General features: G+C 51.1%; 23 protein-coding genes. 3 read left to right on the forward strand and 20 right to left on the reverse strand.

Annotated features, from left to right (window positions below):
• Nucleotides 1-5: 5 nt before the first annotated feature.
• Complete coding sequence (locus AC0J5I_RS01430) at nucleotides 6-578, reverse strand: ribonuclease domain-containing protein (protein WP_107995617.1); 573 nt, start codon at nucleotides 576-578, stop codon at nucleotides 6-8.
• Between the two features lie 69 nt (nucleotides 579-647).
• Nucleotides 648-1172: an SOUL family heme-binding protein gene (locus AC0J5I_RS01435; RefSeq protein WP_475302596.1), complete on the reverse strand. Its 525-nt coding sequence runs from the start codon at nucleotides 1170-1172 to the stop codon at nucleotides 648-650.
• Between the two features lie 231 nt (nucleotides 1173-1403).
• Here AC0J5I_RS01435 and AC0J5I_RS01440 point away from each other — a divergent pair, with 231 nt between their 5' ends.
• Complete coding sequence (locus tag AC0J5I_RS01440) at nucleotides 1404-2639, forward strand: MFS transporter (RefSeq protein WP_475302599.1); 1236 nt, start codon at nucleotides 1404-1406, stop codon at nucleotides 2637-2639.
• Nucleotides 2640-2704: 65 nt separating this feature from the next.
• Here the strand turns inward: AC0J5I_RS01440 and AC0J5I_RS01445 are convergent, their stop codons facing one another.
• Both AC0J5I_RS01445 and AC0J5I_RS01450 read right to left on the reverse strand, forming a co-directional pair.
• Complete coding sequence (locus AC0J5I_RS01445) at nucleotides 2705-5149, reverse strand: cation-translocating P-type ATPase (protein ID WP_475302604.1); 2445 nt, start codon at nucleotides 5147-5149, stop codon at nucleotides 2705-2707.
• Nucleotides 5133-6005 (reverse strand): DUF6544 family protein, encoded by an 873-nt coding sequence (locus tag AC0J5I_RS01450; protein ID WP_475302607.1) that lies wholly within the window; start codon nucleotides 6003-6005, stop codon nucleotides 5133-5135. The genes AC0J5I_RS01445 and AC0J5I_RS01450 overlap by 17 nt, the downstream gene beginning before the upstream one ends.
• A gap of 219 nt (nucleotides 6006-6224) precedes the next feature.
• Between AC0J5I_RS01450 and AC0J5I_RS01455 the strand changes: the two genes are divergently transcribed.
• Complete coding sequence (locus AC0J5I_RS01455) at nucleotides 6225-6872, forward strand: acetate uptake transporter (RefSeq protein WP_107995612.1); 648 nt, start codon at nucleotides 6225-6227, stop codon at nucleotides 6870-6872.
• Nucleotides 6873-7099: 227 nt separating this feature from the next.
• On the opposite strand, the gene AC0J5I_RS01460 is transcribed toward AC0J5I_RS01455, so the two are convergent.
• From AC0J5I_RS01460 to AC0J5I_RS01485, 6 genes are read right to left on the reverse strand one after another with little or no spacing between them, the layout of a single operon-like run.
• Nucleotides 7100-7540, reverse strand: a complete 441-nt coding sequence (locus tag AC0J5I_RS01460) for a hypothetical protein (protein WP_107995611.1) — start codon at nucleotides 7538-7540, stop codon at nucleotides 7100-7102.
• Between the two features lie 51 nt (nucleotides 7541-7591).
• Nucleotides 7592-8569, reverse strand: coding sequence for a hypothetical protein (locus AC0J5I_RS01465; protein WP_107995610.1), 978 nt, complete (start codon nucleotides 8567-8569; stop codon nucleotides 7592-7594).
• A gap of 20 nt (nucleotides 8570-8589) precedes the next feature.
• Nucleotides 8590-9837 (reverse strand): RtcB family protein, encoded by a 1248-nt coding sequence (locus AC0J5I_RS01470; protein WP_107995609.1) that lies wholly within the window; start codon nucleotides 9835-9837, stop codon nucleotides 8590-8592.
• Nucleotides 9838-9874: 37 nt separating this feature from the next.
• Entirely contained in the window at nucleotides 9875-10375 is a 501-nt protein-coding gene (locus tag AC0J5I_RS01475) for a flavodoxin family protein (RefSeq protein WP_107995608.1), read from the reverse strand.
• A 35-nt stretch (nucleotides 10376-10410) separates the two neighbouring features.
• The gene (locus tag AC0J5I_RS01480; RefSeq protein WP_107995780.1) at nucleotides 10411-10824 is read right to left on the reverse strand and encodes a VOC family protein; all 414 of its coding nucleotides are present in this window, start codon (nucleotides 10822-10824) and stop codon (nucleotides 10411-10413) included.
• 24 nt (nucleotides 10825-10848) lie between these two features.
• Complete coding sequence (locus tag AC0J5I_RS01485; protein ID WP_107995607.1) at nucleotides 10849-11235, reverse strand: hypothetical protein; 387 nt, start codon at nucleotides 11233-11235, stop codon at nucleotides 10849-10851.
• 143 nt (nucleotides 11236-11378) lie between these two features.
• Here AC0J5I_RS01485 and AC0J5I_RS01490 point away from each other — a divergent pair, with 143 nt between their 5' ends.
• Entirely contained in the window at nucleotides 11379-12374 is a 996-nt protein-coding gene (locus tag AC0J5I_RS01490; RefSeq protein WP_475302618.1) for an MsnO8 family LLM class oxidoreductase, read from the forward strand.
• An 18-nt stretch (nucleotides 12375-12392) separates the two neighbouring features.
• On the opposite strand, the gene AC0J5I_RS01495 is transcribed toward AC0J5I_RS01490, so the two are convergent.
• The 10 genes from AC0J5I_RS01495 to AC0J5I_RS01540 all read right to left on the reverse strand — a co-directional run bounded on the left by AC0J5I_RS01495 (nucleotide 12393) and on the right by AC0J5I_RS01540 (nucleotide 20547).
• The gene (locus AC0J5I_RS01495; RefSeq protein ID WP_475302621.1) at nucleotides 12393-12989 is read right to left on the reverse strand and encodes a YdeI/OmpD-associated family protein; all 597 of its coding nucleotides are present in this window, start codon (nucleotides 12987-12989) and stop codon (nucleotides 12393-12395) included.
• A gap of 50 nt (nucleotides 12990-13039) precedes the next feature.
• Nucleotides 13040-13978, reverse strand: a complete 939-nt coding sequence (locus AC0J5I_RS01500) for a hypothetical protein (RefSeq protein WP_475302624.1) — start codon at nucleotides 13976-13978, stop codon at nucleotides 13040-13042.
• A 19-nt stretch (nucleotides 13979-13997) separates the two neighbouring features.
• Nucleotides 13998-15383: a uridine kinase family protein gene (locus tag AC0J5I_RS01505; protein ID WP_107995604.1), complete on the reverse strand. Its 1386-nt coding sequence runs from the start codon at nucleotides 15381-15383 to the stop codon at nucleotides 13998-14000.
• 33 nt (nucleotides 15384-15416) lie between these two features.
• Nucleotides 15417-15827: a DUF5655 domain-containing protein gene (locus AC0J5I_RS01510; protein WP_107995603.1), complete on the reverse strand. Its 411-nt coding sequence runs from the start codon at nucleotides 15825-15827 to the stop codon at nucleotides 15417-15419.
• Between the two features lie 38 nt (nucleotides 15828-15865).
• Nucleotides 15866-16324, reverse strand: coding sequence for a GyrI-like domain-containing protein (locus AC0J5I_RS01515; RefSeq protein WP_475302633.1), 459 nt, complete (start codon nucleotides 16322-16324; stop codon nucleotides 15866-15868).
• A 232-nt stretch (nucleotides 16325-16556) separates the two neighbouring features.
• Nucleotides 16557-16961 carry a thioredoxin family protein gene (locus AC0J5I_RS01520; RefSeq protein ID WP_107995601.1) on the reverse strand — a complete coding sequence of 135 codons (405 nt, stop codon included), beginning with the start codon at nucleotides 16959-16961 and terminating at the stop codon, nucleotides 16557-16559.
• 23 nt (nucleotides 16962-16984) lie between these two features.
• Entirely contained in the window at nucleotides 16985-17857 is an 873-nt protein-coding gene (locus AC0J5I_RS01525; RefSeq protein ID WP_107995600.1) for a PhnE/PtxC family ABC transporter permease, read from the reverse strand.
• The gene (locus AC0J5I_RS01530; protein WP_107995599.1) at nucleotides 17854-18645 is read right to left on the reverse strand and encodes a PhnE/PtxC family ABC transporter permease; all 792 of its coding nucleotides are present in this window, start codon (nucleotides 18643-18645) and stop codon (nucleotides 17854-17856) included. Before AC0J5I_RS01530 ends, AC0J5I_RS01525 begins: the two co-directional genes overlap by 4 nt.
• A gap of 12 nt (nucleotides 18646-18657) precedes the next feature.
• Nucleotides 18658-19431, reverse strand: coding sequence for a phosphonate ABC transporter ATP-binding protein (gene phnC / locus AC0J5I_RS01535; protein WP_107995598.1), 774 nt, complete (start codon nucleotides 19429-19431; stop codon nucleotides 18658-18660).
• Between the two features lie 36 nt (nucleotides 19432-19467).
• Complete coding sequence (locus AC0J5I_RS01540; protein WP_234402589.1) at nucleotides 19468-20547, reverse strand: PhnD/SsuA/transferrin family substrate-binding protein; 1080 nt, start codon at nucleotides 20545-20547, stop codon at nucleotides 19468-19470.
• Between the last annotated feature and the right edge of the window lie 36 nt (nucleotides 20548-20583).

Raw genomic sequence — 20583 nt, forward strand, 5'->3', positions numbered from 1 at the left:
TTCAATCAGTCCCCTTCCCCGTACAGCTGTTCGAACGATTCGTAATGATCATCCGTGTAAAAAATCAAGCCGTCATTCGAGTACACAATGCGCTCAGCCCCGCGGAATCCGCCGTCATAATCGATATCGGCCTCGTAATAGGTCCTGCCCGATTTCTTTGGGAGCAGGCCCTCCCGATTGCCGAAGAAATCACCGCCGATGGACATTCTATCCGTGACTTCCCATAAGTTGCCTTCGGAGTTATCCCAACCCAGTTCCTCGGCTTCGTCCTTCGTCAGATAGTTGGGCGGCAGCTCGTTGAACTGGTGAATGTAGGCGGCCACTTCGTCTTTCGTTGAATAGGATTGCCCTTCCATGACTCCGCTGCTGGTTATCGTTTCAGCCGATTCCTGCGTCTCATTTTGCGGGATAGCTTCTTGGGTACCTTCTTCAATTGCTTGCGAGCTGCTGGCGGCGATGCTGATCGAAGAATCGGGTGTTTGATCCTCTAAAAGCGAATCTACGCCATTGACCCATACGGCCAGAATGATCGCCAATAAAGCGAACAAGCCTTTCAAGCCGCTTTTTAAGTTTTTCATGCATTAGTCCCCTTTATGTTAAGTGTGTTCCCTGATACGATACAAAAGGAACGCCGAATTGTCCAGAATTTAATCGGAATCCTGTTGATCCGTTCCGACCCGCACCATGATTTCGTTATGCCGGAACATCGGCGGCACGAACGGTGCGTTGAAGGACGCCAGCATATAGTTCGAAGTGGGCTGGTACTTTTTCTCGTGAAGCCACTGCGTCAATTTCTCCAGCATGTCGCGCTCTTTCCGATCATTCGAAAAGCCGCCGTACTGGATGACCGCAAAAAGACCGCTGTCGAACTTTTTGACGGTCAACGAAGGGCTGTTGGGCTGCGGAATATCTTCCCATTCCGACTTCGGGACAACGAACGCCATCTTCGTGCGATCGTCCGACAGTTCCTGTATCACAGGAACTGTCATGCTGATTTTTCGGTCCGCTTGATTGTCTTTTGAAATGTAGCGGAACAAGGTGCCGAACCCGCTGTCCACATCCGGATCAGCGGCATTGTCGTATTCAACGATAAAGAAATCGCGGTATTCCCTCAATTCAAATGGCTCCTCCGACAACAGTACCGTGTATTCCGGGCGTTCATATTTGGCCATGTCTTTCTCTTCTCCATTCTGTTCCCTATTCTACAAATGTGCATATTCGATAGGATATCGGCAGTTACTACTGTCTATTCTTTATGATTGAATTTTACCATGTTTTTCATTTTTCCCACAAACATAGGCTGCTTGACTAGTTTGGGGCTTGTGCTATCTTCTAACAACTGATATAAATATATTAAAGACAAATGAGAACGTTATCAAATTTGGGGATAGGGGGCGGAAGCCATGCTGAAAAGTTTTTCGTTGCAAGAAAAAAGTTGGATCATGTACGATTGGGCAAATTCCGCCTACTCCATCATCATTTCTTCGGTCATTCTGCCGCTTTTTTATAAATCGATCACGACCGGCGAAGGCATCGCCCCGAACCTGGCAGATTCCTATTGGGGCTATGCGACCTCTGCGGCGACATTGGTGATTGCGATCAGCGCCCCGCTCCTCGGGACGATCGGCGATTATCCGAAATGGAAAATGCGGCTGTTCAAAAGCTTCTTCCTGGTCGGAGTTGTCGCTACCGCAGCGCTCAGCTTCACGGACAATTGGCGCCTGCTGCTCGTTTTCTACATGCTTACGACAATCGGTTTTTCAGGCGCCAACATTTTCTATGACGCCTTTTTGGTGGATGTCGCGACGGAGGAACGGATGGACCGGGTCTCCACTTACGGCTTTGCGATGGGTTACATCGGAGGCAGTACGATTCCATTCGTGCTTTCAATTCTGCTGATCATGTTCGGGGAAAACATCGGCATTCCCCGGACGACCGCCATCAAAGTCTCCTTCCTGTTCACGGCATTTTGGTGGATCGTTTTCACGATTCCGATGCTGCGCAATGTGAAACAGCGCTATTTTGTCCCGGCCAGCGAACATATCATCCATGACAGTTTCGCCCGGCTTAACAAAACGCTGCACCAGATCCGCAGCCGCAAGAAAATGTTCCTGTTCCTGATCGCCTACTTCTTTTACATCGATGGACTGAACACAATCATCCACATGGCAGCTGTCTTCGGCGACAGTATCGGGGTTGTGTCTGACATGCTGATGATTGCCGTGCTGGTTATTCCGATCCTGTCTTTTCCTTTCACGATCCTCTACGGAGTACTGGCCAAGCGCTTCGGCAGCAAAAAGATGATTTTGGTGGGCATTGTCATTTATCTGCTTGCCTGTCTGCTGGCTTTCCGGATGACCACCGCTGTTGAATTCTGGATCCTCGCCACCCTTGTCGCAACTTCGCAAGGCGGTATTCAGGCTCTTTCGCGTTCCTATTTCGCCAAGCTTGTGCCTAAGGAGAACGCCAATGAATATTTCGGTTTCTACAATATCCTCGGCAAATTTGCCGCAATCATGGGTCCGGCCCTTTATGCGCTCACGAGCCAATTGACCGGCGACTCACGCAACGGGCTCGCTAGCATTTCCCTACTCTTCATCATCGGCGGCATGCTGATGTTGCGGACAGAGGAAAATTGATCCCGCGTTGCTTCTGATCAATACCCAAAAGGCTGACTCCCACGCGGAATCAGCCTTTTCTGGTTCTATCTCTTTTTGACGAAACCGGACAACGGACGTTTGACGAGCTCCGTAACGACAAGATAAGCGGAGGCGATCCCAAAAATGATCCCCAAATGCGCCAGTGTCGGCGTTTGGAATTCAAAGAAGGCGGCAGTAGCGGGAATCATCGGCAAGCTGACGGCAAGTACCATGGCAATCACCGATAGGACCACAATCGACGGCGCCGGCCAGCCTGCTTTGGTGATTGGCAACAAGGAACGTATCGAGAACATCAACAATATCTCCGTCAATACGCTGGCGATGAACCAATTGGTCTGCAGCACTGCAGGGGAAATCCGATAGAACAGCCCGAAACAGATGAAATCGAAGACCGTGCTCACGAGTCCCATCGTGACAAAAATGATGTAGAGGGAATGCAGATCATATCGCTGTGGCCGTTCCACTTCCTGGGCCGATACCCGGTCAAACGCGATGGCCATCATCGGAAAATCGGAAAGCAGATTCAGGAGCAACAGCTGTTTCGGCAGCATCGGCAAAAAGCTGATGAAGAGCGAGCCGATGGCGACTGCATAAAAATTACCGAAGTTCGAGATCAAAGTGGCGCGGATGTATTTCATTGTATTGGCGTGCGTTTCTCGCCCGAAGCGGATGCCTTCAATGATCACCCGCAGATCGTTCTGGAGCAATACGATATCAGCGGTCTCGCGGGCGACATCGGCCGCGGATTGCACGACCATCGAGACATGCGCAGCCTTCAATGCCGGCGCGTCATTGATCCCTTCACCCAAGTAACCGACCGTGAACTGTTCCTTCAGAAGTTGGATCACTTCCAACTTCTGCTCGGGCGTCGTCCGGGCAAAGACGCGGATTGAGGATAGGCGTTTCTTCCTTTCGGCCAGAGATAATGCCAAAAACGCAGCCGCCTCCGTAACTTCAGCGCTCTCCGTCACCAGACCGGCTTCCCTTCCGATGGCCTCGGCAACCTTCAAAGCATCTCCTGTGATTACCGTGATAGCGACATTCATTTGTTTTGCGGCCGCTACGGTCGCAATAGTGGAATCCTTGATGCGGTCCACGAAAGAGACAAATCCGCCGAAATGTGCACCACTGCCGTCATCGTAGCTCACGCCCAGTACCCGGTGCCCTTTTTCTTCTTCCGCCTCTAGCCAATCCGCGACTGCATCCCGGGAAATCTGCCCTTCGCCAAAGAAATATTCAGGGCTTCCGCGGCGGATATGCAGTGTTTTGCCGTCCGCCTTTTTCACGAACGCACCGTTGCTGCGCAGCGCCGGATCGAAAGCCTCCTCCTGCACGAGACTGTAGCGGTCCACAATTTGCCGTTGCTCGGGTGTGAGGGCCTCATCGCTTGCATGGTCGAAAGGTTCCGGTATCCGATCATGCAGGTTGATGGCGCTCAAGCGTGCCAAGACCAACGGATCGTAAGGTGAGCCCGCCATTAGGTAGACATTGCTGAAAACAAGATGGTTTTCCGTGATTGTGCCGGTCTTATCGGTGCACAACAGATTGACTGATCCCAAGTCCTGGACTGCGGAAAGCCGCTTGACGATAACGTCGTGCTTGGCGAATTCCAAAGCTCCACGTGAAAGTGAAAAAGTCAGCACCAATGGCAAAGCTTCAGGTATGGCCGATACGGCCAGGGCAATCGCGAAAATCAGCAGGTCTGTGACATCCGCTTGACTGCCTTCGATCAAGATGTTCGCCACCACAACGAATGCGAGCGTCAATAGTGTCACTTTCATGATGAAGTTGCTGATTTTGTCCACGCTCTTGACCAGTTCGCTCTCAGCCTGGACGGTTGATGCCGTCGAAGCGATATGGGCCAACTTCGTCTCCTGTCCGATAGCCGTGACCTCCGCTAAGACATTTCCACGCACGATTACAACCCCTTGCAGCAGGAGTTCTTCATCGGTGGCGACCGTATCCTTGTCGGCGGCTGTTGCGCTTGATGAGGACGCCCGTTTCGTAACCGGAATGGACTCTCCCGTAAAGGTCGTTTCATCGACCAACAGATCGCGGTCTTGGCGGACGATGGCATCGGCAGGGACGATATCGCCCGACTCGAGCTTCAGGATGTCCCCGGGCACCAACGAATCGGTGGGAACTTCTTTTTCTTGTCCATCCCTCACCACCGTAATCGTGCTCAACAGGTAAGCTTTCAATTTATCGGCCGCCTGATTCGATTTGTGTTCCTGATAGACGTTGAGGGCTGTCCCAAGGAACACAAACAACAGGATAAAGGCGCCGTCGATTGGCTCTCCTAGCGAAAAGGTCACTCCCGCTGCAATCAGCAGCATCAGATTGAAGATACCCCGGAATTGCCTCAGAATCAGGCCAAGGAGCCGATGTTTTGGTACCGGCAAGGCGTTCGCTCCGTATCGGACTCTCCGTTCAGCAACTTCGGCCTCAGACAATCCTTTCCATTCATTCCAATCATTCTTGTTTGCCATAGCTAATCACCGCAGCTTTCGCATCAAAGTAAGTGAAATCCCCTTCGTCATAGTGCCAGACCGCCTTCAGTTCTGTCGGCTGACGGATTCCGTTGATTTCCTTGTACCCGCCGCAGATGGCCGACCATCTGACTTTTTCGCTTTTCCCATCCATTGTTGTGGCTTCCCGGTCGTTGGTCGAAAAGGCAATCATCTCATCATCTTCATTGAATGTGAAAATCCCTTCAGCAGTGGTACCATGCGCCGTGATCACCGCCTTGGCATGGTGCGCGTCGATTGCTTCCCAGTGGATGTAGTCCTGAAGAGCCGCATTCGGAACGAAGAGGCATTCGGAGAGAAACGTCACCAAGCTGGCCTTGTCCATCGCTTTTCCGTCAATATCGAACAGGGTGATATTTTTAGCCACAATCCCTTTCATCGATCCTTTGCCGTTGACATAGGCATCCACCCCTTCGAAAGGTATGCCATAGAGTGAACTGTCGATGTAGGCGATCCGGTCAGGTCCGTCCACAAAATTATATTGTGTGTAGGCAATCTTGATGGTCTTTTTTCCTTTTCCGAGCGAAAAAACGACATCCGGAAAAACTACCTTCATGTAGGCCATTTTCGGTTTCCCGAGATGTCCGCAACGGCGCAGATGACGTCGGACTGGTCCAGGCAGCGTCGCAATATCAGCTTCCTTGAAGCGGCCTTTGACCGGCTTCATTTCCTTCAATAAATCCTCCGCTAAATCGGTAAATTCTCTAGCAGCCTTCGAAGGAGCAGTGCGCAGATAGGCATGCACAACGCCGGCAGTCCCGAGCAAAACCCCACCGACCGCAATGATTTTCTTTATCGCTATCATTTTCTCTTCCATCCTTTCGAATCCTCAAAATCGTTTTATTATTTTCTATGCAGAATCACTTCACAACAACACTCACACGTAAATAATGCTTACACGAAAGAAACTTTCCGTAGCATCAAAAGTGAACTTTAAGTGTACTTTTTCCGAAACAGATTGACGACAGCAATCAATATGGATATAATCACCCTGACATTATTTTCAGATTTGAAATCAAAGGAGAACAGACTACTAATGAAAAACGCATCAAATACACAGAACAACACGATCGTGAGCTTGAAAGAATTCACTGCTAATCCAGCGCCGCTTGGCTTATTGGGCTTCGGAATGACAACAGTCTTGTTGAATATCCACAATGCGGGTTACTTCCCGATGAACACGATGATTTTGGCTATGGGCATTTTCTTCGGCGGTATGGCGCAAGTTATTGCCGGTATTATGGAATTCAAGAAAAATAACACTTTCGGTGCAACTGCCTTCACTTCTTACGGCTTCTTCTGGCTTTCACTTGTGGGAACGATCGTTATGCCAGGCCTTGGCATGGGCGAAGCAGCATCAGCTCAAGCGATGGCCGCTTACCTGTTCATGTGGGGACTGTTCACATTGGGCATGTTCGTCGGAACGTTGCGCATCAGCAAAAACCTGCAGATCGTCTTCGGTTCTTTGACATTGCTTTTCTTCTTGCTTGCTTTAGGAGACTTTTCGGGCAATGAAATGATTTCAAGAATCGCTGGTTACGAAGGCATATTCTGCGGACTCTCAGCAATCTACGGCGCTTTGGCACAAGTTTTGAATGAAGTCTACGGCGAAGAAGTCCTGCCGTTGGGCAATGTGACGACTGTCAAGAAAACAGCAAACGTTGAAGTAGCTACAAGCAAATAAACAACTGAATCCAATAAAAAAACGGGCGCTATGCAACATGATTGCATAGCGCCCGTTTTTTGCCTTTTCGGTGGCGTTCCTCGACTATCTGTCTAGGAGTGTCATTCGAAGTCAGCAGCAATTTTTTTACGGGGCTGGCTTGTGCAACCTGACCTGAAAATTTGCCTACTGCTCTGTCCTGAATAATGACTGGTTTAATTGATTACTGCTGGTTGCCTCTTGGTAGTCTATCTGCTGACTATCCGGCAGCAATGGATTCTGGCGGCTTTCTTTTTGCCCTCTTCGATTTCCTGATCGAATGCTGCCCGTTCTTCCGGCGTCAAGTCATTGATCGACAACAAGCTCAGATTGGACAGTCTGTATGTTTCCTTCACATCACTGTCGTTTCCGAAGGCTGTCGCTTCGATGTTGTTCAGCACCTTTTCCGGATTGCCGGCTCCCATCGCATCAAGGTTCTCTTTATCCTGTTCGGAGAAACGCATTGCCAGATCAAGTGTCGTCGTCTTGTAGACGGTGCTGCCCATAAAGGTGACCCTCGTCAGATATTCATTCGTGATTTCATTGAAAAGGATGTATTCTTTCGCTTTTGACTGTTCCATGATTAAGTTGTTCCCTCCAAAAATACCGGTCCGCCGCTCAGCGGGAACCCGTTCTGTTTGCAATTCCATTATAGACCATCCGTTCCGCTTTTCACATACCCGTGCCAATTGTTTGCCGGTTCAGGCCGGCTTTTTGCTATTTTTGTAGGCATCATGGAACCCCTCAAAGGAGTCCAGCAGGAAGATGAAAAGGAAGACAGCTTTGATTGAGTTGAATGCAGTATTAAGTACCCTTTGCCCATCCGTGGCTTCCGCGATTTTCGCGACGAGCTCGGGATTCAGAATGGCTGTATCTCGAAGGATGAACCACAACAACAGAAAGGACAGGATATTCAGGATCAGATTTGCGGTCGCGACCGGATAAGTCCACTTCCTGAAAACGAGCTTGCTAGCGGAGAAAAGCAATTGCATCACCAACATGCCGTCGATGTAAGGAAGATAACTGCGGAACACTTCCTGATTCAACATCGGAATCATTTCCTGGATATTGCCATCTAGCGTATAGTAGAATCCCAGCAGATGACTGTATTGGTTGACGAGGACGATGAAAAGCACCGTGAAGATGATGCCGACGATGACCCCGACCCTACTGAATGGTTTCTGAGGGACTTCCTTTTCGGGCAGATCAGCCAGGCTCCAGTCCTCTTGGATTTCCGTCAGAATCTTCTCTTTTGCCGTCCTTTCCATGATGGCGAACACGAGCGTCACCCATCCGAAAGCCCCGATTGCCACACCGATTGCTGCCGCAAAACTTTGGGCGAGATAACGCAAAAGGGTTTCGCCGTTGACGATGAAATCGACGGTATTCCCAATCAGCGTGCCGATGACCGCCACCGTCATGACTATTTTAACAATCAACATATAGGTGCCGTACAATTCAGGTCCGATCAGATGGGGCGGTTCCTTCAGTTGCTTTTCAGCCAGAATCCTTGGACTCCCCAATCCTCTCAACACTTCGCGTTCCGTCTCTTCGGAAGGATCGCCGCGTCCTTCAAGCCGCTCCGCGATGATGCGGCGCATCCCCTTTTCAACTTCATCCTTTTCGGTCGGCGGAATATGTTTCAGGCCCGCCGCGATGTACCTTTCCTGCAATTCCATTTTTTGTACCTCTTTTCTTTTCAACCCTTGATTACAGCGACGGTCTTGAGGCGGCGAACCGGTTCGACGAGATCCATTTCCTGTGAGAGCACAAAATCGATGGCCTTATAGGCAAAACGCGATTCTGTGCCGACGTCGGTCCGTTTGGCTTTCGCCAGAAAAACGCCTAAAGCCCTCAAATCCAGAATGGTGTCCTGGACACTGAACTGTTCCCTGGCATCCAAACGGCTCATGCGCCTGCCCGCCCCATGCGAACAGGAAAGGAAGCTTTCCGGATTGCCCTTGCCTTTCACCAGATAGGAATACGTTCCCATCGCTCCCGGGATGATGCCCATTTCGCCCGCACCGGCGCGGATGGCTCCTTTGCGGTGGACCCAGACTTCTTTGCCGTAGTGTTCTTCCAGTGCGGCATAATTGTGGTGGCAGTGGACGGCATCCGACAAATTGACGTGGTTGATGCCGGCGTACTTTTTCACCCAGAGTCGGACGATATCGAGCACCTTCTCCATCATCTGGTTGCGGTTTTCTTCGGCGAAATCCATCGCCAATTTCATCCAACGCAGATACAGTTTCCCGAGATCACTTTCGGTGGAAAAATAAGCCAGATCCCACTCGTGAGGGACCGGAGACTGGTCCTGTCTGTTCACTTCCTTGGCCAGATCGTTGAAATAATGGCAGATTTTGAAGCCCAGATTGCGTGATCCGGAATGCAACATGATGCCCAGCTTTCCTTGGTCGTCCGTCTGCAGTTCAATGAAATGGTTGCCGCCTCCGAGTGTGCCTACCTGATAAGCTGCGTCATCCAGTTCCTTCATCAATTCCTGCGGCATCGTTTCTTTTTCCTCGGGCGTCAGTCCTTCCAGGAAGCGGGTAACCGATTCACATTGCTGTTTTTTCTTGTGGTGTTCGAAACCAGTCGGAATGTTCCGCAAAATGTCGCCCGCAATCGCCTGGGCCAGTTTCCCGTTCGGTGTCTCGATTTCAATCAGTCGTTCGACCGGGATGTTCGTCTGGACAAAGCTCATCCCGCAGCCGATATCCACCCCGACCGCATTCGGAATGATGACCTTTTCGGCAGCGATGACACCCCCTATCGGCATCCCATAGCCGGAATGCGTATCCGGCATCAGCACAACCCATTGATGCAGAAACGGTAGATTCGACAAATTTTTCGCCTGTTGCAGGCATTCCTCACCCATTTGTTCCTCATTCTCCAGCCACACCTTAATCGGCCACTTTTGTTCCTCGGGATTGAAGATGGTAATCATCTCTTGATGCCCCTTTCCGGATAACTTGCGCGGCTTCCTATTTTATTTTTTTGTCCATCCGCGTTGCCAACTCGCTGAACTGTTGCAGCAAATCTATGATTTGCCTTTCGCGGTGCGGATTCTTCCAGTTGATAACGCCGCTGCCGATGACGTCGACGCCGTGTTCTGCGCAAAGTACCGTCATCTGCTTCAAGGCATTCTTGCCGCCCATCCAAGGGAATGGGAAAAACTCAGTCACAAACAGGAGCGTCGGCTTATTCTCAAATTGGCCGATCCGCGAAAAATAATGCTTCAGGATAGGGGAAGCCGAAGCTCCTCTAACCGGTCCGGCAATGATCAGGAGATCATGCGCTTGCGGATCCGGATAGGACTTCAGTGTGATGTTCCCGCTGTTGGTTTCGTTCGTGTTTTCCTCCCCAATAGTCTTGAGCTGTTCGATTTCTACGTCATGCCCGTCAGCTATCAGTCTTTCCTGCAGCCGCTCCGCTACCGACAATGTATTTCCTGTCAACGAGTGGATGATGATGCCGATTTCCATATTCTTTCCCACTTTCTGTTTTTTAATCTTAACTATTAATGGATGTGTTTCGTCTGTCCGAATGGAGACCTTACCGCAACCTCGACTTTGATCCGATCGGGGTCTTCGAAAAACACAGCGTAGTGTTCCTTTCCGCCTGCGAAAGGATGCCTTTCGGGATACAGCAACGGGATGCCGAGACTTTGCAGTTCCCTGTACAGTTCGTCCACCTCATGATTTGTATCGGCCGCGAAAGCGATATGGTTCAATCCGGTCTGGCCGCGGTGATAGGATTCGGCCAGGAAGCGGTCGGCTGTCTGGACGAAGACGATGTAGGTATCGTTTTCCCTGTAGCTGAACCCTTGATCCCATTCCTGGTATTTGCGGAATCCCAGCTTTTCCAGCAGCCAAGACCAAAATACCTTACTTGCAGCCAAGTCGCTGACATTGATTTCGATATGATGGATGATGCTCACATTCCCACTCCTTTTCTGTTAAGTCAGTTTCTTGAACTTGGCGTACAGGATCGGCCCAAGGAAGACCCCCAGCAACAAGATGTAGAAGCCGTACGAGCCGAAAACAGGCCCGACATTATCGTTCCCTACTGCGATGATCGTGTACAACCCCAACACCACAGCCGTCCAAATGATGCTCTTACGGTAGGCGCTGACGATGGTCGGCACCTTTGTGACCATCGCCGCCGTATAAGTGAGGATTGCGGCCGGAATTGCGGTCAACAGGAATTCCCGATTCAGATAGACGGCAAGATCTCCACTCTCATTGCCAGGCTCCCCGAACGGCAACGTCACCGCAAATTCCAACACCATAATCAGTACAAAAATAAGTAAGCCCGACAGTACATCTTTTATGATTGCTTTCATTTTCGACCCTTCTTTCGCTATTTTCGCTTACATTTTAAAAGCTGATTCTTTGTCCCAACCGACTGGGTTTGTTATAGTCATCTTATCAGCATTTCGTACAAAGCCTGCACAAATTTATTCAGAATAAACAATCGGAGGAAAATATGAAACTCAGTATCTTGGACCAAGTCCACATCACCGCAGGAGGCACTGCCGAGCAGTCCCTGCAGAACGCCAAAGAACTCGCCCGTTTGGGGGACAACCTCGGGTACGAACGCATCTGGTTCGCCGAGCATCACGGCAGCCAACTGATGGCGAGCGCAGCACCTGAAATCATCGCCGCCTTCATCGCGGCCGCGACGGATCGGATCCGTGTCGGGACCGGCGGCGTCATGATGATGCACTACTCCCCTTTGAAAATAGCGGAAGTCTTCAAAACATTGTCCGGCTTTGCGCCCGGCCGGATCGATCTGGGTGTGGGCCGTGCCCCCGGAGGCGATCGCCAATCCATGCACGCATTGGCGCAAGGCAACACGCCCCAGTTGGATAATCACTACGAAAAACTGCAGACGATTTTGGATCTGTTGGAAGACCGGAAACCCCAGGATCCGCTTTACCGGGACACTCCCGCAGCTCCAGTCGCTGTGACGATACCTCAGACTTGGTTGTTGGGGTCAAGCGGCAATAGTGCCGTACAAGCCGGTAGAATGGGCGTCGGCTATTCCTTCGCGCAGTTTTTCACCGGGACGCTCGACAAGAGCATTTTCGATCTCTATAAGCAGCATTTTGTTCCGTCCGCAGCCATGCCCGAAAAACAGATCAGCGTCGCTTTCCATGCCATCGTCGCGGATACGCGCGAAGAAGCGCTCTACGAAGAGTTGCCGTATGCAATCTTCAAAATGCAGCTCTTCCGCGGCATGATGCGCAACCATCTGATGACCCCGGAACAAGCCGCCGCTTACCCGTTGACGGAAATCGAGAAGCAACTCATCAACGACATCCGCAAAACGCATATTCTTGGGACCGCAAAAGAGGCCGGTGAAACATTGCTGAATCTGCAGGACCAGTACGGATTCGACGAAGCGATGATCATCAGCATGCCGCATTCCCAACAGGCGCGGCTCAAAACCTATTCCCTATTGGCGCAGGAATTGCTTTAGGCAGCCTTAGAATCAAGCTTAGTCATCCTCTTCACGGGGATGGCTTTTTTTGGCTTTTGCCCGTTCCAATGTTTCGGTAATCCTTTTTTGCCGGGTATCGGGACGTTTTGCGTGGGCGATCCAGAAAAGATAGTGGGCCTTTTCGCCGGTCGGCCAGCCTTCGAAATGCTCGCGGGCATCTGGGTCATCCTTGAATGCCTGCTCCAATTCCTCGGGCAGATCCGGAACTTCCTTCGAGGAATAGGCCGCTTGCCATTTCCCGCTGTCCTTTGCTGCTTGGATCGCTGCCAAACCAGACTCAGTCATCCTCCCAGCCTCCATCAAAGCCTCCGCACGCCGCCGGTTGACCAACGACCAGACGCTTCCTGATCTGCGAGGCGTGACGCGAATGATGAAACTTTCTTCATCCAAACTGTACATCTTGCCGTCGATCCAACCGAAACAAAGAGCCTCTTCGACCGCTTCCGCTAGCAGGATACCCTCACCTTTAGCATGGGCTTTTTTGATTTTTAGCCAAATCCGATCTTTTTGGTCATAATTTTTCGCCAGCCAGTCATGCCATTCCTGTGGGTTACGCAAAATGAGCCACTCCTCGGGAAATCCGGATTCCGTCATAACCAGCTCTCCTTCCATTTCAGGGATGCTTCTGCTTATTCATGGAACTGTCAATCTCTGTCATAATATTCCAACACCCGCAGGCATCTGAGCGTATTCCAGCGGCTAGGCTTTCCGGCCTGTTCCATCAAGAAATGCACCTCGCCGGGATGATGAGCCTGCGTTTTCCAACGTCCGTCCGGCAAGCGTTTAGCGTTCAGAACGTCCAAAGCATCCTGTAGCCTTTCATCGTATGGGAAAAGAGCATTTTGGAAATAATCGAGTGCGCGCAAAATATCGTAGCGCCAACGCGGCGGATAGACCAGTTTCAAAAAGCTTGGGTGGATGATTGCGCCGGTATGGTCGGATTTGTACAGCCTATGCCGCAGTAGGAATTCCTGGCCTTCGCTTTCCATCTTCTTCAACTCATCCAACCGATAGGCATAACCGGCAGCGATGTATTCCCGGATGCCCTCAAGGACGCTCAGCGTGGAATGCACCGAACTGTGGCGGGCACCGGAACGGTTCAGGCGGCAATTGGAGCCACCGTCCGGCAACTGCTGGCTCAGGATGAAATCGACAACTGACTTGAGTTTTTCCTCTTCCGTACCGAAATAGCAGGCGTAGTTCAGGAACATGCCATTTAGGCAGACGTCGCTCTGATTGATGTCTTTCGACGGATTGACGCCACCGTCCGGTCCAATTGCAGTAGCAAGGATGAGTTCCAACGCCTTCTCGATTTCCGGTGTCACCGGTGCGCACAAATTCCGCAAATCCAGTAAGGTGTAATGACTGCTCGTCCATTTCGGTTGATAGAACGCACGGCCCCAATGCCCGTCAGGCTGTTGCCGTTCCAAAAAAGCGCGGCCCCAACCTTCCTCCGCAATTTTGTCCCTTAAACCGGACAAAGCGACCGGGTCTTCGTGCAACAGATCGCGCCTTGTCTGATATTGAATCGCTGCATCGCCTTCCAGAAGCCACGCGATGATTTCTTCCCTATTCATTTCCATCGGCCTTTCCTCTTTCGGTTCAATCATAATAAATGCTGCCGCCGATGAATTCCCTCAGAATGGAATTGAACGGCACTTTTGATACGTCCAGCGGCTCGAAGAAACTCAGCAGATTCAACAGCCGTTCGCGAGTGTCGTAATAGGGGCTGTCGGCAGGAATCTTCTGCAGCGCCGTTTCCGCAAAGGGGCGCAAGGCGTTCATTTCGTAAATCATGCTGGAATTGAACATGACGTCGGCCTCTTCCTGGAACTTGAAGATATTCTGGTACTCGCCGCGGCGCACGCTGTCCCATTGGTGGATCGTATTTTCCGGGGTGACGCCCCTGTATTTGTCGTCCCTGACCAAACGGCGGAGCAGACGGATTTCCGAAGTCGGAACCCGGCTCATTAGATCTATATTGAGGCCGCCGAGTGCACTGATGTAGATTTTATAGATGAGGTTGCGGTTGATGCTCGTGACCAATTCCGGATTCAGCGCATGGATGCCTTCAATGATAAGGATCTCCGATGGACCGACCTGCATCGGTTTATATTCAATCAGACGCTTGCCGGTGACAAAGTCGAATTGAGGAACAGCTACTCGCTCACCCGCGATAAGCTGCGCGATTTGTTGCTTCAGCAAGGGGAGATCCAACGCCTCCATACTGTCGAAGTCGTATTTTCCGTCTGCATCCCGAGGCGTATGCTCCCTGTCCACGAAATAATGGTCCAAAGACAGTGCGATCGGCTTCAGCCCGTTCACTTCCAGCTGCGTCGACAATCTTTGGGTGAAGGAGGTTTTCCCTGAAGAGGAAGGCCCCGAAACCAAAAGTAGGCGCAAAGCGCGCCGATGCTGCAGGATGGCGTCCGCAATGATGGAAATTTCTTTTTCATGCAAAGCTTCGGCGATGCTGACCAACTTCATCGTGCGGCCGGATCGGATATAGTCATTCACGTCTTGAACCTGTTCAATGTTGATATTATCCATCCATCGTTGATTCTTTTCGAACGCAGCAGATAGCTGCACCGGCGGAATCAGTGGTCTGTCGCTGCCTTTGTCGATGTCCCCGAAATCCACGATGAACCCATAGGAAAACGGCAGAATGGTAAATGGTTCCACGAGGAAGGTATCCGTAAAAGCCGGATAGACGGCCTTCACGATGATATCACCCACCTGATAATGGTAATAGCCGCCTTCTTTCCGGAGCAACACGATGCTGCTGTCTTTTTTGACCCACTCCCGCAATTTCCATTCGATCTGCTTCACTTCCCTTGTCGACAGAATCGATCCGTAAAGGTTGCAGAAGACCCCTTCCAAAATGGAATAGGATGTCTTCAGTGTCTCCTCCGGAAAGAGTTCATGCACAACCTTGATCAAACCCAATTTGACTGTCTGGCGTCCTTTGTGCAGATGCGTCTCACTCATGATGTTTCCCCCTTGCGCTCGCTTTGCGGTTGCTTATATCTTTGAACCAGGCTGCCGGCCCCGCGTTTCCGAGAACCGGTACGCTTCCCGCAGCCAAGCATCGACAACCGCCGTCAGATCCGCTTCCTCCGCGATGATGACGTGGTGCGTCCATCTGCCGGGGTTCGGTTCGATGGCTTCGACAATCTGATCATGCACAATCTGGCGCCCGCAGCCGAAGCTCAGCACTAGGCTGTGCAACGGCCGCTTTCTGTCCGTCGGCTGGGGCATCCAGACCCAAGCGAATTGTGTCCGCGTGGCAAAAGAAATCTGGGTCTTTGTCACCGTGATGATGGCTGGTCCGATCGCCCGGATTTTCCTTTCTACCGCCATGAACAATGCTCTCACTTCAGGTTTCCCGGCAAAAAATGCTTCCACTTCTTTGTTGATTATTACGTCCGTCATGTTATCGCCTCATTTTTTAAATAGGGATTGGCGGATTCTCACTCCACCAGGAATACGATTTTCGTCAGCAGTTCGCTTTCGGGAACCTCTTCCGGAGAATTGTAATAGTGTTCATAGACCGGACCAAGCGGCTTGTAGCCTTTATCCTTGATCCATTTCTGGATTTCCTCATAAGCGGGCGGCATCTCCCTATACGGACCTTTGTACATGCACGTGACCTGTTTTCCGGCCGGGATGTTTCCGGCTAGGATATCGCCTTTGCCGGGCAGCGCTTTGGATACCGGAAAACCGATTTCCAATTCGAGCCTTTCCATATCCATGTTGAAATAGCCGACGAAAGCCGGGCCAACCGGCTGTTCACCCAACTCCATGATGTACGTGACGATGTCCATGAAGGACTTCCCCAATATTTTCGGAAGCTCACTTACCGGAGTAACCGTTTTCAAAATTAAAGTCGGTTGTTCCTGCGTTTCCACCATTTCGATCACAAAGCTCATTTTCTCCACGTCTCCTTTTCTGAAGCCCATTGTCTCATGCTTATTTTATCACTTCCGCATCCGCACGACCATCAATACGATGGCAGCCGAAAGGAGCTGAAACGGCGCAAATACAGGGCTGTTCCCGATGTTCCCGAGATAGCCGTATTCCTTTTTCACTGCAAACAAAAAGACGCCCTATAAGAGCGTCTTCCTTACTGCACAAGTGACTGATCCGAACAGAATACGGACCCTATTCGCCTTCAGCCAAAAGTGCCGTAATCGCGGCCTGCGAATCCGCGTGGTCAACATAGTCTACTATTTCGCCCTTCTCGAGCTTCACCAATTTCGGTAATGTCACGACCTCATGAGCATCCAGAATGTCCTGAATATCTTCATCGGCTTTATGCTCGTCCGTGTCGTAGTGGTAAACGATGGCATCCGTTTCGGCGATGGCTTTCTCCAAAAGTGGCTCGAAGGTGCGGCAGTCGATGCTCGTGTCCCGGCCAAAGTAAATATAGGCGATATCCTGACCCATCACTTCGGCATATTCTCCCGGTCCATAGATATATTGGTAACTTTTCCCCGATGCAGTCGTCAGACCGAACAACACCCACAAAAACGCCAGCGGGAATAACCATTTCAAATATTTTTTCATCACTGCTTTCCTCATTCCGAAGCTTATTTCGTCGCCAGGCTTCTCTTGATCCTTACGGAAACAGCCTCAAGCAAGAAGCATGTCAAAAGGATCAGGAAAGTGACAGCCCCGACTTCCCGCATATTGTAGTAGAAATTTCCGGCCATAAACAGGTTGAAGCCGATCCCGCCAGCGCCTGCGGCCGCCCCCATGCCCAAAGCCACGATGTAGTTGATTTCGAAGCGCATGAAGGTCCAAGCCACCAGCGAACGGATCGTGGTCGGCAATACGCCTTGGAAGACAATCTCCCACCAGCTGGCTCCGGTAGCTTTCAATGCCTCAATGACGCCGCCATCCATTTCCTCAAAACTTTCCGAAAACATCTTCGTCAAGTAGCCCAACGAGTGGAAGGAGATGCCGATGACTGCTGCAACGCTGCCCAAACCGGATACGATGGCAAAGATCAGCACCCACATGACGGTAGGGATCGCGCGGATCAGTGCGACAAACCCTTTGATCAACGCAGAGGACCGCTTGCCGCCCAGATTCCGTGCAGCCAACAATCCCAAAACGACCGACAGAACGGCGGAGAACACGGTCGTCAAAAAGGCGATCGCAAAGGTGATGAGCACCTGCAGCAGGGCATCTGTCAGGCTGATGCTGCTCAATTCCGCTTCCAGAAAGATCGTCTTCAGGTTGGCAAAGGTTCCACTTATCGCAAGTCCCCAATCGATGTTCCCGTAGTCGAAACTGACGAAGGCGTACAGACTGACGAGCGCCAAACCTGTCAGGACGAACCAGACATTGCGCAGGCTGCTTTTTGGGCCGATTCCATTCGACAGCTGAGGCTCTTTGGATTCGCTTCTGCGTTTTTTCTCGTTCAGGAGCGCCTCCAATGGCAAACCGTTATCGCTCATAAGATGGACCTCCTTACTTGGTTCGAAATGGCTTCCAGCCCGAGCACAACGATCATGATGCAGAGCACAATCAGGCTGCAGGAATGGTAATCCAGGTTTTTGTAATAAAGATTGAAGATATGGCCGATCCCCGATCCGGTCAGCATGCCGATCAAAGTGGCGCTGCGGACGTTGTTTTCGATGCTGTACAGGATCCAGGAAATGACACCCGAGATGCTGTTCGGGAAAATCGCCTGGCCGATGATCTGCCAGCGGGTGGCACCGGTGGCGGTCAAAGCTTCGACAGAATCCTTAGAAGTTTCATCGATGGTTTCGATGAACGCGCGGTTCAAAGTCCCGAATGTCACGAAAAACAATGCCAAGAAACCGGTCATGATGTTCATCCCGAAGGAGAACAGGAAAATCATCGACCAGACGATATCCGGCACGTTCCGGAAAAAGGAAGCGAACAGCTTGGACGCCCAAGCCAGTCCGTTGTTCATTTTGGTGGCCTCCGCTCCGAACAAAGCGAAGACGTAGGCGAAAAGGCTCGCGGCAGTGGCCGACGCTACCGACATCAGCACCGTTTCCGTCAGCTTCTCCAGAATATCCGGGAGCTTGATCCAAGCGGCTTGATTTGGGTAAAAGTTTTGGATGAGCCAAACAGTCGCAGCCGGGAAGGCACCGAGCGCTTCCCCATATTCAAACTCCAACAGTACGGAGGCTGCCACCACCAACAGCAGCAGCACCAGGAAGGCGAGTGTTCTTCTGATTCCGCGCGTGTGCAGCGGGTTCGTTGTAACTTGCATCTTGTCCTCCTTCTAGGCCGAAATATCGGTGATGAGTTCCCCGGCTTCGGAACCATAGATTTCATGGATCTTTTCCTGCGTCAATTCTTCAGGCGTGCCGTCGAAGACGATCTGGCCGCCGTTCACGCCGATGATGCGTTTCGAATAGGCTATGGCGACATCGACTTGGTGCAGGTTGCAGATGACGGTGATGCCCATCTTTTTGTTGATGTCCTTCAAATATTCCATGATGATGCGCGAAGAGCTCGGGTCCAAGGAAGCGATAGGTTCGTCGCAAAGGATCAGTTTCGGATTCTGCACCAACGCCCGGGCGATGCCAACACGCTGTTTCTGCCCTCCTGACAATTGGTCGCAGCGCTGGTGGATCTGCTCTTTCAAGCCGAGTTGTTCAAGGATCGTGACCGCATGCGTTTTGTCCTCGTTCGTGAAAGCTCCGAACACCCCTCTGAGTGTGCTCGTGTAGCCGAGGCGGCCGTGGCAAGTGTTGTCCAGCACGCTCAAGCGGTTGACCAAATTGTAGTGTTGAAAGATCATGCCGATCTGCCTTCTCAGTCCGCGCAACTCTTTCGTGTTCAGTTTTTCGGTATCCACACCATCGAACATTACCACTCCTTCGGACGGATCAATCATGCGATTGATACAGCGAAGGAGAGTCGATTTCCCTGCACCGGACTTTCCGATGATTGAAATGAACTCCCCTTCTTCGACCGAAAAATGAATGTCCGACAATGCTTTTGTGCCCTTTGTGTATTCTTTCGATACATGGGTCATTTCCAGCAATGGCATTCTATTTCTCTCCTTTATGTTTCCTTAGTCAGTGACTCAGTTTTCGGACAATGCGCGGATCGGGTCAAACCAAGCGTCTACCGCCGTCACGAATTGGGATTCGCCATCTTTTTCGAACAGAGCAGATTCTTCCGATTCCGGATCTTTCCAAATCGATGGGTCGTTGTTCATTTCTTCGCTCGTGAAGATCGCTTCCAAAGCTGCTTGGTCTTCAGGAGAAGTAACGTCGTTGTTGATGACCATCGGCGCGTTCAATACTGGTGTCACCGCGATTGAAACGAATTCTTGTCCAGCCAGGCCGGTGAACGGATCAGCTGCGTCTTCCTTGACCGCGTATGTCGTTCCGACTGCGTTCTTTTCGCCTTCGACCGGTTCCACATAGTTGATCAAAGCAGTGTCACAGAAAGCCGCCAGGTCCGCACGGTCAGTCAACAAGTTGACTGCAGATCCTTGGTGCGATCCGCCGAACAGGACTTCGCTGAAGAATTTATCTTCTCCGCCCTCCATCAAGGCTTCTTGCGACAGTTCTTCATCAGGGAAAGCCGCGATTATGCCGGAAGTCGGCACTACGAAACCGGAAGTGGATGAGTTGGAAACGAATGAGAAGCGTTTGCCTTGGATGTTATCCAATGAGTATCCGCCGTTGCCGTCGCTGTAGGCTTCTTCATTGCCTTTTTTGACGTTGATCCAGCTGTAGTAGATGGCATCTTCCAACGTGCCGGATTCTCCTGATGGCACCACCAATGGGATAACGTTTTCGTTCTTGTCGTGGGCTTCGACATATCCTTGCGCACCCATGAAGGCCAGATTGGCTTGTCCATTTGCGATTGCTTCGATGGCGATGGCATAGTCAGTCGTCAGTTGATGCTCGACTTTTTTACCTGTCGCTTCTTCGATGTAGCTGCCGATTGCTTCACGCGAGGCTTCCATATCATTGCCTGATTCATTCGGGTACCATACGATCGTGATCGTGTCCGTGTATTCGCCTGTCGTTTCGGGTGCAGTGGATTCGGTTCCTGTTGAAGAGTCTTCTGTTGCTGACCCGCTGGTTCCGCATGCAGCAAGTGCCAAAGCGCTCATTGAGAGCAGTGCGATCTTCGATAATACGTTTTTCATGATAGCCTCCAGAACGATTTTTTATTTTTCCTACAA

The organism is Trichococcus sp. TS_SC_9, from assembly GCF_056156325.1.